Source organism: Anoxynatronum sibiricum (assembly GCF_039414295.1).
GTDB lineage: Bacteria > Bacillota > Clostridia > Peptostreptococcales > Tindalliaceae > Anoxynatronum > Anoxynatronum sibiricum.
On record NZ_JBCITM010000002.1, the window covers coordinates 175,803 to 191,786 of the forward strand.

Here is a 15,984-nt window from a genome sequence, read left to right on the forward strand (position 1 = left end):
CCTGTATTATACGTTAAGATCACTGGATGTAGCAGGTGTCCAGGGGTATTTCTGTAAAATGGGGAGAATTTCTGTTTCGATAAACTTGGAAGTCTGTTCTGGTGCTCGTCCAACGTACTGTCCTGCTTCTAAAAGATGCGCGAGATCATTTTGCGTCAAACCGAATTGTGGGTCATCTGCAATGCGCTGTATAAGATCATTGGACTTACCTTCCTTTTTAACTCTCTCAGCCGCCTTCATGGAATGCAAACGAATCTGTTCATGCAGTTGTTGGCGATCGCCTCCGCGTTTGACAGCTGCCATCATTATATTTTCAGTCGCCATGAAAGGCAACTCTAAATCAATATGTGCTCCGATCATTTTTTCATAAACAACCAGTCCGCTAAAAACATTCAAAGCAATATCCAGAACTGCATCAATCGCAAGAAAAGACTCTGGTATGGTTAATCTGCGGTTAGCTGAATCATCCAGTGTCCGTTCAAACCATTGAGTCGCCTGTGTCATGGCAGCATTTTGCTGGAGAGCAATTACCCAGCGACACAGAGAAGCAATTCTTTCCGAACGCATGGGATTGCGCTTATAAGCCATTGCTGAGGAACCCACCTGACCAACTTCAAAAGGTTCTTCAATTTCTTTTAAATGTTGCAGCAATCGCAGATCATTAGTAGTTTTGTGCAGAGACTGGGCAATTCCACTCAGAACTGAAAGTACCTCAAAGTCAATTTTGCGTGTATATGTCTGCCCTGTAACGGGTATACGGTCGTTAAATCCCATTATTTCAGCAACTTTTTTATCCAGTAATTCCACTCTTTCGTGATCTCCTTCAAAGAGCTTCAGAAAACTTGCTTGTGTTCCCGTTGTTCCTTTAACACCTCTAAACTTGAGACGTTGAAGCTGATATTGCAGATTTTCAAAATCCATCAACAGATCATATAGCCAAAGGCATCCCCGTTTACCAACTGTTGTCAATTGTGCGGGTTGAAAGTGCGTAAAGCCAAGAGTCGGTAAATCTTTATACCGCAGACAAAAATGTGACATGGCATCCATTAGTCGCAACATTTTTTCTGAAAGCAACATCAATGCTTCTCTAATTTGGATTAGATCAGTGTTATCACCAACATAGGCACTGGTAGCTCCTAAATGGATGATAGGCATTGCTTTGGGGCATTGCTGCCCAAAAGCAAAAACATGTGCCATCACATCATGTCGAGTTTCTTTTTCCTTTTCTTTGGCAACCTCATAGTTAATATCATCCTGATAAAACTCCATTTCTTTAATCTGTTCATCATCTATGGGTAAACCCAGTGATTGTTCTGCTCTTGCTAGTGCAATCCACAACTTGCGCCATGTTCGAAACTTATTGTCGGCAGAGAAAACGGTTAGCATCTCCCGACTGGCATAGCGTTCTACTAAAGGATTCTCATAATTCGGTTTTTCGATTTTCATAAACGGCCCCTTTCTGGCTATTGTAAATGACTCGCCTATATCCTTGCATTGTCACAACATCTAAAAGTATATCACAGCTTTAACTGTTGTGTGATCTATTGTTGAAGTAATATCGAATTGGCTCCAGCTCTACAGCACAATCACCTAAATCAGTTTCTCTTATGCGGCTTTGTGGTGGAGCGTGAAAATCTGATCCACCCGTTGCCAGCAGTTTGTAGTTTTTTGCAAGTTGGAGGTAATGCATTTTTTGATCAAGTCGATGCGTCGGGTAATATACTTCAATTCCATTTATCCCCGCCTCTATTATTTCTTCAACTGTTTGATCATTTCGAATAAGGCCAGGATGAGCTAGAACAGAAATGCCTCCCAATTGATGAATCATATCAATTGTTTCTTTAGGCACCAGCTTATATCGTGATACGTAGGCAGGTTTACCCTGCCGCAGGTAACCGTCAAAAGCTTCCTGGATGCTGGAAACCACCCGTTGTTCAAGCATTGCCCTGGCTACATGTACCCTACCGACAATCCCATCACCTGCTATAAAGTGAACTTGATCCATTGTGATGTTGATACCAAGTTGATTCAGTTTTTTTACCATCTTAAATGAACGATTATTTCGTGCTTCTTTTAGCTGAAGCATTAAGTCTTGTAGTCCTGAATCGGTTTCATCCAAACCATAACCCAGCAGATGGATCTCTGTGCCTTCGGTTTCAGTGCTAAACTCAATGCCCGGCAATAACCAAAAAGAGTCATCTTCTGTCACTGATGATCTCGCCTCTGGTAAAGCTTCCATCGTATCGTGATCAGTGATGGCAATGCCACCCAGCCCTTTTTCTCGGGCATAATGGATCAATTGAGAAGCAGAAAAAGTACCATCTGATGCATGAGTATGAGTGTGCATGTCAATTCGCATCATTATCCCGCCCCTTTGATGATTATGATTTGCTTAATAACTCCATTATAAACTAAAAAAAGCCTGCTTCATAGCGGGCTTTTTAGTATTAGCTTGTCTTCAGTCTTAACATGGTTCTACAATCAGCTTAATCGCTGTTCGACCTCTTCATCAATATTACTACAAAAAGCAGCCTTTATATCAAAGGCTGCTTTCGGTTTTCGATCTTATTTTGCGTATTCAACTGCGCGTGTTTCCCGGATCACATTAACTTTAATTTGACCAGGATATTCTAATTCTGATTCAATGCGCTTGGTCAGGTTTCGCGCAAGCATAACGATTTCTGCGTCACTATAGGATTCAGGTTTGACCAAGATTCTAATCTCTCTGCCAGCCTGAATGGCAAAACATTTTTCAACTCCGTCATAGTCATTGGCTATTTCTTCCAATTTCTGTAATCGTTTAATGTAGGATTCCAGCGTTTCTCTTCTGGCACCCGGGCGTGCTGCAGAAATTGCATCAGCCGCAGTCACCAGCACTGCTTCAACAGTTTGCGGTTCGTAATCTCCATGATGTGTTGAGATTGCATGAATTACTTCTTTTGACTCTTTGTACTTTCTCAACAATTCCATGCCGATTTCAACATGTGTTCCTTCAACTTCATGATCTACCGCTTTACCAATATCATGGAACAGACCTGCACGTCGAGCTACTTTTACATCAGCTCCCAGTTCAGTTGCCATAATACCTGCAACATGCGACACTTCAACAGCGTGTTTTAGCACGCTTTGCCCATAGCTGGTACGGAATCGAAGTCTACCAAGCAATTTAATGAGTTCCGGATGAACATTATGAACGCCGGCATCAAAAGCAGCTTGTTCGCCCTCTTCTTTCATCATTGTCTCAACTTCACGTTTTGCTTTTTCAACCATCTCTTCAATACGAGCCGGATGAATCCTGCCATCAACAATCAACTTTTCCAATGCAACCCGGGCAATCTCCCGGCGAACTGGGTCGAATCCTGACAAAATAACGGCTTCCGGTGTATCGTCAATGATCAGATCAATACCAGTCAGGGTCTCCAATGTGCGAATATTACGGCCCTCGCGTCCAATAATACGCCCTTTCATTTCATCATTTGGCAGTTGAACCACAGTAACTGTCGTTTCAGCCACATGATCAGCAGCGCACTTTTGAATGGTATAGGTGATGATCTCTTTCGCACGTTTCTCAGCTTCTTCTTTTGCCCGTGACTCCATTTCCTTGATCATCATCGCTGTTTCAACGCGAATCTCTTTTTCAACGTCACGCAGTAACAACGTCTTCGCTTCTTCACCTGTTAAGCCAGATAACTCTTCAAGCTTTTGTTTCTCTTGATTCCTTAATTGCTCCAATTGTTCGCCCTTTTCATCAAGTTCCACCAGTTTTCGCGAAAGCTTTTCATCTTTCTTTTCTAGATTCTCGGCTTTCTTATCCAAGGTTTCTTCCTTCTGAATCAACCGGCGCTCAATTTTTTGAAGCTCATTGCGCCTTTCTCTGCTCTCTCTTTCGAACTCACTGCGAAGTTTGTGAACTTCTTCCTTCGCTTCAATCAGAAGCTCTTTTTTTGTTGTTTCAACTTCTTTCTCAGCTTCTTCGATCAGCTTTTTTGCTAATTCTTCTGCAGAATTAACTTTTCCTTCAGCAATGGATTTTCGAATAAAATAGCCGATAAGGCATCCTGCAACGGCAACCAAGATGAGTACAATAACGGTAATGCCATTAAAAACGATATGCGGACACCTCCTTTATGAAATTGTCGGTCATGCATTTTTCAGAACTGCATCCATTGTCAACAATGAAACATCGAATCCTTAAATAATGAGACTATGACATCTTTCATTTTAACTTTTTTTCGAATCAGTGTCAAGGTGACGGCTTCAAACACTGAGCGCTTTCATATACTACCAACCTTGTTCCTTTTTCATCAAAAGAGGACTGCTGCTTGCAGCAATCCTCTTCGAGATGTATTCATGGGTACAATCACTGGTCGATGTGATTCGTTTCATCTTTGCCAACGGCTTCAGCTTCTCCCACACTACGTAAAGGCAGTTGATAATGCTCGCGGATTCGATTTTCCACTTCAATGAAAATCGCAGCATTTTCCTTCAGGAATTGTTTAGCAGCTTCACGCCCCTGCCCAAGACGCTGATCACCGTAGCTATACCAAGCACCTGACTTGTTAACAATTTCCAATCCCGTTGCGACATCAAGTACGTCTCCATACCGGGAAATACCTTCTCCATACATGATATCAAACTCAGCTTGCTTAAAGGGTGGCGCCACTTTATTCTTGACAACTTTAACCCTGGTTCGGTTCCCAATCATATCCGTTCCCTGTTTAATCCCTTCAATTCGCCGCACATCCAACCGGACGGAAGCGTAGAATTTCAAAGCTCTCCCCCCCGGCGTAACCTCAGGATTTCCAAACATGACTCCCACTTTTTCCCTGAGTTGATTGATGAAAATCGTCGTGGTCTTGGACTTATTCACCGATCCTGCCAGCTTACGGAGTGCTTGTGACATGAGTCTTGCCTGCAGGCCTACATGTGTATCGCCCATATCACCTTCTATTTCTGCTTTTGGTACCAACGCGGCCACTGAGTCGACCACAATGACATCGATAGCACCGCTTCTTACCAGCGCCTCTGCGATTTCCAAGGCTTGCTCACCGGTATCTGGCTGTGAGACAATTAACTCGTCCACATTAACACCCAGTTTTCTGGCATATGAAGGGTCCAGTGCATGTTCAGCATCAATAAAAGCTGCAGAACCACCATTTTTCTGTGCTTCAGCAATCACATGAAGTGCCAGAGTCGTTTTGCCGGAAGATTCAGGCCCAAAAATCTCAACAATCCTGCCTCTGGGAACTCCTCCCAGACCCAATGCAATATCCAAATCGATGGATCCGGTAGAAATGCATTCCAGCTGCAGTTTTGATTCTTCTCCCAGCTTCATGACAGAACCTTTACCAAACTGTTTTTCAATTTGACTAATTGCCATTTCCAATGCTTTCTTTTTGTCCATAGAGTCCCAGCTTTGCTGGTTCACCGCCTTTCAGATGATAAGCACACTACTGTATACTTGGGCTACATAACTACTCTTTGAGAATCATTTGCTTATTCAGACGCAGATAATCAAATCCAGAAATGATTGTGAAAATAACGGCTGCATACATCATGATCTGATCCATGGGGATCCCCACATATCGAAAGGGGAAGTTATTGATAAGTAGAGCGATAATGGCAACGATTTGTGTGATGGTTTTGGCTTTACCCCACCAGCTGGCAGCTATTACGACACCTTCCGAAGCAGCCACTGCGCGTAAAATACTAATAGTAAACTCTCTTGAAATAATAATAACCACAACCCAGGCAGAGAGCTTTCCCATTTGTACAAGAGAAATCAATGCTGCTGAAACCAGTAACTTGTCTGCTAAAGGGTCAATAAATTTCCCCAAGGTGGTAATTTGATTTCTCTTTCGCGCAATGTAACCATCCAGCGTATCTGTCAATGCTGCAACTACAAAAATGAGTGCTGCAATACTTTCTCCATAGGGAACTTTATTGAGCAGAAACAGCATAAACACGGGTATAAGAAAGATTCGCAGGATAGTTAGCCTATTTGCCAAGTTCAGCTTCATCAGTCATCACTCCCATCAGGTCGTATTCCAGTGCATCAGTTATGACGACAGGTACAAAAGCACCTGTTTCCAATTCAAGTGGCGCATCAAAATAAACCAGACCATCAATTTCTGGGGCATCTCCTGTCGTTCGTCCTGCGTAGTGATAGTGGCTGTCAGATGAATCCAATTTTTCCTCAACAACCACTAATAATTGACTGCCAATTTTATTACGTTGGATACGCATTGAGACAGATTGCTGAAGTTGCATAATTTCCTGTTGGCGCCGCTTTTTGGTATCTTCATCAACCTGTTCTTGCATCGTGGCAGCTGGAGTATTTTCTTCCTGAGAGTAAGTAAATACTCCCAGTTTATCAAATGCCATTTCTTCAACAAAAGACTTCAGTGAAATGAATTCTTCTTCTGTTTCTCCTGGAAATCCCACAATCAATGTTGTACGCAACACGATTCCAGGAATTTTATCGCGAATCATAGAAATGGTATTTACCAGTTTTTCACGTGTCGTTTGACGATTCATTCGCTTAAGGATTCGATCTTCGCTGTGTTGTATCGGTATATCAAGATAAGCACAGATCTTTTGACTCTTGTGAATTATGTCAAGCAACTTCATGTCTATCCGTTCCGGGTAACAATACATAATTCTTATCCACCGAATCCCTTCAATTTGTTCGAGTTCCGCCAACAGTCTCGTTAACGAAGGTTGGTGATACAGATCAATACCATAACTGGTCGTATCTTGAGCTATCAGGATAAGCTCTTTGACACCTTCAGCTGCCAAATCTGAAGCTTCCTGAATCACTGCTTCTATTCTGCGACTTCTCAATGGGCCTCTCAGCTTTGGTATAATGCAATAGGTGCAGTGATGATTGCAGCCTTCAGCTATTTTCAAGTAAGCCAAATGATTTGCCGAGGTGCGTACCCGTTTTAACTTTTCTTGGTAAGGTTGATCTATCTGACCAATCCGCAGCTCTCGTCGCTCTTTCATCACATTTTCCACTACCTGAGCAATTTCTTCAAATCGTCCTGTGCCAATCATACCGTCAATTTCAGGCATTTCATTCAACAATTCTTGATGGTATCTCTCAGAAAGACAACCCGTTACAATGAGCTTCGATAACGTTGTCTGTTTGTGTCGGGCTGCAGCCAGAATACGACTTATACTTTCCTCTTTTGCACTCTCAATAAACCCACAGGTATTGATCACTGCAATTGTGGCTTCTTCAATTCGGTCAGTGACACTGTACCCGTAATCTTGCAGAAGTCCCAGCATCATTTCTGCATCTATCAAATTTTTAGTGCATCCCAACGACTCAAGGTATATTTTATTATTGTTCAATTGGTGATCCTCACTTCCACTTCATCAAATCTTCGCAAATTTTGTCTATTTGTCTACAAAGTATATCTTTTAACTACTAACCTTCTCAGTATTAAAGGCGTTGTCTCCAATTGAGTCGACAAAGCTATCAGTCATCTGTCGCAAATATTCTTTCATCATTTTATGCGCTTCGTTTATTGTATCATATGTGATTTCTAAATCATATGCATATTTTTTGATGGAATGGCGATATAAGGGGTCATAATAACTCACCATCAGTTCTCGGGCAATATCACGGTAGGCTTTTTGGGATAGCTTTTGCTGAAGTTGATGGATTTTTTCATGTCCCAAAAATTTCACTAAATCGCTCAATGCTTTTTCAATATCAGCTTCATCATGTTCCAATACGCCCCAGTAATCACTCATAATTTGCTCGACGCGCAAATCCAAAGTTGCATGAAGTAAAACATGCTTTCCACTCACCATTTGTCTGTGTATCTCTCTGGGAATGGTAATGTCGCCTATTCGTCGGCTTTCACTTTCTACTATAATGCGTTGTTCTTTAAAGCGAATCAATTGGTGAAATAATAGTGAGTCGAATTGCTTTTGAGTCATCTTTTCTTTCGAATGTCCGATAAATCCAAATACTGAACCACTGTTTCGGGCAAGTCCCTCGAGATCAATAACTGGATACCCTTCTGCTTTTAATTGCTTTAACAAAGTTGTTTTTCCGCAACCAGTATAACCATGAATCACAATAAAAGAATGGTTCACTTTTATAGGTGCCTCAAAGTAGTCAATGATCACTTGTCGATACCTTTTATAGCCACCCACCAGTTGTTTCACTGGAATTTCCAGCGAGTTTAGCAGTTGAACCAGCGGGCCGCTTCGGTATCCTCCGCGGGAGCAAAATAGAATAACGCAGGGACACTCTTTGAGAAATTCAGAAATTTGAGAAGTCATTCTTTCAAGCCGCGCTGAAACGTGGCGCATCCCTGTTATTTTTGCATATTCACGGCTTTCATTTTTATATATCGTTCCGACAATGGCACGTTCCTCGTCGTCCAAAATGGGTATGTTCATTGCATGATCAATCGTGCCCTTATGATATTCTCCTGGTGATCTTAAATCAATCAAAATTTTATTTTTCTCTTGTAACATTTCTTCTACTGTGATCGTCAGGGGACTCGTCATATTTGCTGCCTTCTTCCATTTTGTTAAGTTTGATCACTGTTCAAATAATAAACAGAGGATGTTCTAGTGTTCTTTCTGCGAAGATGATTCCATTTCCCCCACCCCTGAAGGTCGATTGATAACTTTCCGAGGTTTAGTCCCTTCATTTGGGCCAACATATCCTTTGGCCTCCATTTCATCAATCAGCCTTGCAGCTCGATTGTATCCCATTTTTAAGCGGCGCTGCAGCATGGATATGGAAATCTGTTGATGATCGAATGCAATACGCAAGGCCTCCTGGAACAAATCATCCGATTCCTCTTCATAGGACGATTCGGGCATTGATTCGATTTTATCCATGACAGTTGTCTCGTATTCATGCTCACTGCCATTTTGTGATTTCAAAAATTCTACCACTTGCTTCACTTCTTCATCGGAAACAAAGGCACCCTGTATGCGAACCGGCTTGTTATAACCAATTGGATGAAACAGCATATCGCCTTTGCCGAGTAGCTTTTCAGCTCCTCCCATATCCAGAATGGTTCTGGAGTCAACCTGAGAGGCAACAGAAAATGCAATGCGCGAAGGAATATTCGCCTTAATAATGCCCGTAATCACATCCACGGACGGTCGCTGCGTGGCTATAATCAGATGAATACCTGCCGCCCGCGCCATTTGAGCCAGCCGACATATATAATCTTCTACTTCTTTTGCTGCAACCAACATGAGGTCGGCCAACTCATCGATTATCACGACAATATAGGGCAGCGAATCGTCTTTTTGGTTTTCGTTGTAGCCAGCAATATCTCGAACCCCACTTGCAGCAAAACGCTGATATCTTTCCTCCATCTCTGTTACAGCCCATCGTAAAGCACCAGTAGCTTTTTTGGGATCTGTCACAACAGGAATCATTAAATGTGGTATTCCATTATACTGGTTTAATTCCACGACTTTTGGGTCTATCATCAAAAGCTTGACTTCATCTGGTTTTGCTCTGAAAAGAAGGCTTAAAATCAGCGTATTGATACAGACACTTTTTCCAGAACCTGTAGCACCTGCCACCAGCAGATGAGGCATTTTATTAATATCAAAAACCATTGGGTCACCTGCTATATTTCTTCCAAGGGCAAAGGGGAGAGGTGCCTGAAGTGTCTGATATTCCGTTGCACTGAGCAGTTCTTTTAAATCTACCATCGCTACATGATCATTGGGAATTTCGATGCCTATGGCTGCTTTGCCAGGGATCGGCGCTTCAATGCGAATAGAAGAAGCTGCCAGATTCAAAGCTATGTCATCACTTAAGTTTACTACTTTACTGACTTTGACACCTCTGCTGGGCTGTAACTCATAACGGGTAATTGTAGGGCCCTGACTCACTTTAACTACTTTCGCAGCTACACCAAAGCTTTCCAGCGTTTCTTCTAGAAGTTTAGCTTTTGCCAGCATTTGTCGTCGATCTGTACGGGGCTGATAATGCTGGTTTCCTTTCAACAGCGATAGTGCCGGCAACTGGAATGTCCGCAATGCTTTTTTCATTTCAAGTTCTTTCAGTGTTGCTGCCAGTGTTTCTTCCACCGGCTTTTCCGGAAGCAGCTGTTCATCAGTTTTTTCTGTATTATCCTGTGCGCCGGATTCGAGCTCCAGTTTGAGATGTTCTCTGTGTTCCGGTTCATAAGTAATCATTTGAAAATGTATCGCTTCCTCTGCTTGTAGCTGCGAGTTAGTCGCTTCTTCATTTGTGGCAGATGACATTTTCTTGATGCATTCGTTTATCTCTGGCTGGCGTTTTTTATCTGCCATTAGTTTCTGTTCTTTTCGCATCTTGATTCTTTCAGATACTCTAAGAATAAAACGTTTAATCATATGCATTGCACTGACAAGAGTTTTGGGACTTGTCAGCCAAAGTAACGCGAAAGTAACGCTTGTCAAAAAAATGACAGTTCCTGTACGTCCAAGCAAATAGAGGGGCCAGTATAACAGGATGGTTCCAATGAAGCCGGTACCTTTTGATAAGACGCCTCTATTAACGGCCGTCATTAAACTCGCACCAAATTCCTCGTTTTGGAGGATATTCAGCAGCGAAGCATCCAGCAACCCTGCCATCATATGAAAAAATAGCAACAAAATAACCATAAGCATAATGCGTTGCTTCACATTCGGCTGGTGATGAATTTTAAACAGGACGAGACAAGTGGTGACAAGGAAAAAATAAACAAAAGGATAAGCCATCCAACCAAACAGAGCAAAAAAGAACCATCGTACCGCTATGCCAATAAATCCGCCACTTTTAGTATGCATGGCAAATGACGTGAACAAAAGAAATCCAATGGTTAGAATTCCCACAACTTCCAGCGGAATACGCCGTTTGTTACCGCTGCGGCTTTTTTCTGCCCTGCTGGCCTTACTCCTGCTGCCAGACGCTTTGGTTGTTTTGCTCCCATTCCTATGCCTGTTTTTGTCAGATGATTGCGGTTTCATCAACTCACCTCTTATCCCAGTTGTTTCAAGATACCCGGCCAACCAAAACAGCCATTTTTTGATCAGGATGCATGTATTGACGCATGACTCTTTCTGCATTCGATTGTTCAAGTTCATTGATCTTTTGCAAAATCATATCGGGAGTATCTATGCGATTAAGTAACAACTCAGATTTCCCCATAGCTGCCATTCTACCACTGGTGCTTTCCATTCCCAAAAGATAGCTGCCTTTTAATTGTTTCCTTGCTTTTTCAAATTCATCTGCAGTAAATCCTGTTTTCATTAGTTCTTCAAGCTCACTATCAATCAAATCCTGCACCGTAGTTAGTTGACCTGGATTCATACTGCAATATAATGTGAAGACGCCATTACTGGTGTAATTGTGCATAGATGAATAAATGCTGTAAACTAATCCCTTTTCTTCTCGAATCGATTGAAAGAGTCGCGAGCTCATTGTGCCTCCAATGATGTTATTGATAACCAGTAGATCAAACATTTCACGCGATCCAAGAACAGCACCCTGATAGCCAATATTTAAATGAACTTGTTCGATATCCTTTGCCCGAGATATTTCGCCAAAACAAAGGGCTGGGGTGGCTAGTGTTTTATTTTGTGTGGATGGCTTGCTCTTCCAGTCATAAAAATATTGATGAAGCAGTTCATCCAGGTATGCTGGGTCAAAATTACCAGCAACTGAAATCACGGTATCTTCCGGTCGATAGTGGTCCTTCATATATGTCAACATCGCTTCTCTTGTCAAGCTTTCGATGGAATCCGGCTGACCAAGAATCGAATAGCCCAATGGATGATGACGGAACATATTTTCTATTAACAGGTCATGGGCAAGATCTTCAGGAGAATCTTCATACATGCTGATTTCTTCACCAATGACACTCTTTTCTTTCTCAATTTCTTCAGGATCAAAACGAGAGTTAAATAACATATCTGCCAGTAATTCCACCGCCATACTCAGGTTTTCATCCAATACTTTCATGTAGTAACAGGTATACTCCCGACTGGTGAACGCATTGATGTGACCACCTACACCATCTACCATTTCTGCAATTTCGCGAGCTGACCGGTTTTCAGTTCCTTTAAAAAGCATATGCTCGATAAAGTGAGAAACTCCGTTGTTAGATTCACTTTCAGTGACGACACCAGCCCGAATCCATAATCCGATGGCCACTGATTTCACTACCGGGATTTCTTCAGTTACAATTCGCAGCCCGTTGGTTAGTTTCTTATATTCTGCCATAAATGCCCCTCTTTCGTCAGAACGAAATAAAAACATAAACCCATTTCGGTTTATGCTCTTATTTGTTCATACCGATGCTATTTACGAAAATTTCTTTTGCCCCGATCCCTGTCACGGTTGCCACCCCGGTCTCGGGACTCTTGATTTTCCGAGCCTGGTGGAGGAGTCAGCAGCGCTTTCGCTGATAAGCTGACTTTGCCTTGTGGATCAATTTCGATAATTTTTACCTGAACTTCATCTCCCACACTGAGTACATCTTCAACTTTATTGACCCGCTCATGGGAAATATTTGAAATATGCAACAGGCCATCCTTGCCAGGCATAAACTCGGCAAAAGCTCCAAAGGCTGTTAGTTTGACCACTTTTGCTGTATATATCTCTCCCACTTCAGGATCTTTAATGATATTGGCAATGATATCCCAGGCTTTTTGTCCAGACTCCAGAGATTCAGCTGCAATATAGATGGTACCATCATTTTCAATATCAATTTTAACTCCAGTTTCACCGACGATTTTGTTAATGGTTTTGCCACCGGCACCAATCACTTCTCGAATTTTATCTGGATGAATGTGCATCACTAGAATGCGCGGCGCATAAGGAGACAGTTCGGGTCTTGGTTCGCTGATAACTTCTTTCATCTTTCCAAGAATATGCAGTCGACCGGCATGTGCTTTTTCCAATGCCTTCTCCAGTATTTCCCTGCCAATACCGGCGATTTTAATGTCCATTTGAATGGCTGTAATGCCGTCTTCTGTTCCCGCAACTTTGAAGTCCATGTCGCCAAGAAAATCTTCCATTCCCAGAATATCCGTCAAAATTGCCACTTCTTCGCCTTCTTTAATCAAGCCCATGGCTACTCCTGCCACCATTTTTTTAATGGGCACACCTGCGTCCATCAATGATAGCGTGCTGCCGCAAACACTTGCCTGAGAAGTTGATCCGTTTGATGACAAAACTTCTGACACTACTCGAATAGCATAAGGAAAGTCTTCTTTGGATGGGATCATCGGTTCAAGTGCTCTTTCGGCTAATGCGCCATGGCCGATATCACGTCTGCTCGGTCCTCGCATAAATCGGGTTTCTCCCACACTGAAAGGAGGAAAATTGTAGTGATGCATGTATCGCTTTTCTTCTTCTTCGCTCAAACCATCTATCATCTGAACATCACCCAAAGCTCCCAGTGTGGTGATTGTCAGTGCCTGTGTGTCACCACGAGTAAATAACCCAGATCCATGAGTTTTAGGGATTAAGCCCACTTCAGAACTGATTGATCGAATCTCGTCAAGCCCTCGATCATCAATACGCTTTTTCTCGGTGATTACCCGGCTGCGAAGCTCTTCTTTAACAATTTGCTTCAACAGTCCTTTAATTAAAAGCATTTTGTCTTCATATTTTTCACCAAAAACAACTTTTGATTCATCTTGAACAGCGTCCAAATTTGCAATTCTTTCCAGTTTATCAGGAGTACGTAATGCTTCGGCAATCCTGCCCTGGGCAAATTCACGAATTTCTTGTTCAATTGATGCATCAAGTTCTTCTGCCATAACAGTTTGTTTATCTTTGCCGATTGCTACTTGAATCTCTTCGATAAAAGCAACGATTTTTTTAATTTCCTCATGCCCGTATAAAATTGCTTCTAAAATCGTCTCTTCAGACAGTTCGTGTGCCCCTGCTTCTATCATCATCACTGCATCTTTTGTTCCAGCAACCACTAAATCAAGAGCACTTGTCTCTCGCTGTTGACTGGTTGGATTAACAACAAGTTCTCCATCAATATAGCCGACATGCAATCCGGCGATAGGCCCCATAAAAGGAATGTCTGAAATCGAAAGTGCAACAGAAGCACCGATCATAGCCACAACATCAGGTAAACAGTCATGATCCATGGAGAGCACTGTGGCAATTACCTGCACTTCATTTCGATATCCGTCAGGGAAAAGCGGACGAATTGGGCGATCAATCAATCGACAGGCTAAAACCGCTTTTTCTGAAGGCCGTCCCTCACGCTTAATAAAACCTCCGGGAATTTTACCGGCTGCATACATTTTTTCTTCATAATCGACACTAAGAGGAAAAAAATCTATGCCTTCCCTCGGTGATTTTGAACTGCAGGCGGTTACCAGTACGATTGTATCCCCGTAACGTACTGTACAGCTGCCTCCGGCTAAAAATGCCATTTTACCAGTTTCAATGGTGAGGGTTCTACCATTTAGCTGTGTTGAAAATTGTCGAACCATCAATCTGATCCTCCCTTCACTTATAACACATATGTGATACCGAACTCAGCATCCAGTCAATGACGCTTTGAGCGTCCATAAACGTTCTATTGGTACGATGCCAAAGCACCATAATGTATAGGTATGATTATTGATAAAAAAGGAGACATTATAAGACAAGAGCGGGAAATCCCGCTCTCGATTACTTTCTGAGTCCCAGCTTTTCGATCAATTGCCGATATTTTTCAATATCTTTTTTCTTCAGGTAGTTTAACATGTTGCGTCGTTTACCAACCATCTTCAGCAATCCACGTCGGGAATGGTGATCTTTTTTATGGATTTTCAAGTGTTCATTCAGATGATTGATGCGGTCTGTCATAAGTGCAATCTGAACTTCGGGTGAACCCGTATCAGAATCATGTGTTCTGAACGATTCAATAATTGACTTCTTCTTGGCTTCTTCCATGGATCGTTTCACCTCCTTATATTTATCCCCTCATCCCAAGTAACCGTTGGTGAATCGAATGACCGAGGATGGGTTCCTGACCTAATCATACTATCATAGTTTTTTTTGTTTGTAAATAGGCTTTTATGACTTGGACATCTTGCTGTATCTGCTTTTTTAGAGATTCAACATGTTGAAAAGTAATTTGATCTCTAATTTTTTTATGAAAATACAACTCAATTTCTTTTTCGTAAAGTATTAAATCACAGTCAATAATGAACGTTTCGACTGTTGTATTTTTAGCGCCAAAAGTAGGATTGGCACCCACCGAAGTTGCTCCCGAATAAAGCTTAGCGTCGATCCGCACGAAGGTCGCATAGACTCCATCCGCCGGTACCATTTGCTGCTCTTCCAAAATCAAATTTGCCGTCGGATATCCCAATGTCCTTCCTCTGCCATACCCGCGTTCAACCTGATTGTACATCATAAATGGTCGTCCAAGCAGCCGTGTCACTTTCTCCATATTACCTTTTTCAATCTCTCGACGAATTTGTGTGCTGCTTATTTTGCTGTTTCCATCAAAAACCGGAGGCACTACAATTAATTGAAAATCATGCGCAACCGAAAGATCTTTCAGTGTGTTAATATTGCCTTTGGCATTTGCACCAAAACGAAAATCTTCTCCAACCACCACCAGCTTTGCATTTAACAAATCAACCAGAATTGTTCTCGCGAAAATTTCAGGTGGCATCTGCATGAGTTCTTTCGTGAACTTGTCCAAAAAAAGCATTTCAACGCCCATTTTTTCCATGATTCTGATTTTCAATGAAATAGGCGTAATTTTTGAAGGAAAAATCTGGTTGGGTCGATCGACAAGCACTGTTCCAGGGTGGTTTTTAAACGTATAGACAGTTGGAACCAATCTCAGCAGTTCACTTTCACGAACCATCGTATGTAAGAGTGACTGATGTCCCAAATGAATTCCATCAAAGTTTCCCAATGCCACCGCACGTGGTTCACTGGCATACATCAGTTCGCGATAATTTTCCAGCACTTTCATGACTCAGCGACTCCTTTGTATC

At 42.1% G+C, this 15,984-nt stretch carries 12 protein-coding genes; all 12 read right to left on the reverse strand.

Annotation, left to right across the window (positions count from 1 at the left end):
* Positions 1-6: 6 nt before the first annotated feature.
* Entirely contained in the window at positions 7-1,446 is a 1,440-nt protein-coding gene (purB, locus tag AAIG11_RS02800) for an adenylosuccinate lyase (RefSeq protein WP_343184751.1), read from the reverse strand.
* 79 nt (positions 1,447-1,525) lie between these two features.
* Positions 1,526-2,359 (reverse strand): PHP domain-containing protein, encoded by an 834-nt coding sequence (locus AAIG11_RS02805; RefSeq protein ID WP_343184752.1) that lies wholly within the window; start codon positions 2,357-2,359, stop codon positions 1,526-1,528.
* Positions 2,360-2,565: 206 nt separating this feature from the next.
* Complete coding sequence (rny, locus tag AAIG11_RS02810) at positions 2,566-4,074, reverse strand: ribonuclease Y (protein WP_425499401.1); 1,509 nt, start codon at positions 4,072-4,074, stop codon at positions 2,566-2,568.
* Positions 4,075-4,360: 286 nt separating this feature from the next.
* Positions 4,361-5,404 (reverse strand): recombinase RecA, encoded by a 1,044-nt coding sequence (recA, locus tag AAIG11_RS02815; RefSeq protein WP_343184753.1) that lies wholly within the window; start codon positions 5,402-5,404, stop codon positions 4,361-4,363.
* Positions 5,405-5,474: 70 nt separating this feature from the next.
* Positions 5,475-6,014 (reverse strand): CDP-diacylglycerol--glycerol-3-phosphate 3-phosphatidyltransferase, encoded by a 540-nt coding sequence (pgsA, locus tag AAIG11_RS02820; protein ID WP_343184925.1) that lies wholly within the window; start codon positions 6,012-6,014, stop codon positions 5,475-5,477.
* Positions 5,998-7,356, reverse strand: a complete 1,359-nt coding sequence (rimO, locus tag AAIG11_RS02825; RefSeq protein ID WP_343184754.1) for a 30S ribosomal protein S12 methylthiotransferase RimO — start codon at positions 7,354-7,356, stop codon at positions 5,998-6,000. The genes pgsA and rimO overlap by 17 nt, the downstream gene beginning before the upstream one ends.
* A 69-nt stretch (positions 7,357-7,425) precedes the next feature.
* Positions 7,426-8,529 carry a tRNA 2-selenouridine(34) synthase MnmH gene (gene mnmH, locus AAIG11_RS02830; protein ID WP_343184755.1) on the reverse strand — a complete coding sequence of 368 codons (1,104 nt, stop codon included), beginning with the start codon at positions 8,527-8,529 and terminating at the stop codon, positions 7,426-7,428.
* 63 nt (positions 8,530-8,592) lie between these two features.
* Positions 8,593-10,986 (reverse strand): DNA translocase FtsK, encoded by a 2,394-nt coding sequence (locus AAIG11_RS02835; RefSeq protein WP_343184756.1) that lies wholly within the window; start codon positions 10,984-10,986, stop codon positions 8,593-8,595.
* 25 nt (positions 10,987-11,011) lie between these two features.
* Complete coding sequence (locus tag AAIG11_RS02840) at positions 11,012-12,241, reverse strand: M16 family metallopeptidase (protein ID WP_343184757.1); 1,230 nt, start codon at positions 12,239-12,241, stop codon at positions 11,012-11,014.
* Positions 12,242-12,318: 77 nt separating this feature from the next.
* A complete protein-coding gene (locus tag AAIG11_RS02845) occupies positions 12,319-14,487 on the reverse strand; it encodes a polyribonucleotide nucleotidyltransferase (RefSeq protein WP_425499405.1) in 2,169 nt (722 codons plus the stop codon).
* Positions 14,488-14,659: 172 nt separating this feature from the next.
* Positions 14,660-14,923 carry a 30S ribosomal protein S15 gene (gene rpsO, locus AAIG11_RS02850; protein ID WP_283408441.1) on the reverse strand — a complete coding sequence of 88 codons (264 nt, stop codon included), beginning with the start codon at positions 14,921-14,923 and terminating at the stop codon, positions 14,660-14,662.
* Between the two features lie 85 nt (positions 14,924-15,008).
* Complete coding sequence (locus tag AAIG11_RS02855) at positions 15,009-15,962, reverse strand: bifunctional riboflavin kinase/FAD synthetase (protein ID WP_343184759.1); 954 nt, start codon at positions 15,960-15,962, stop codon at positions 15,009-15,011.
* Positions 15,963-15,984 lie beyond the last annotated feature (22 nt).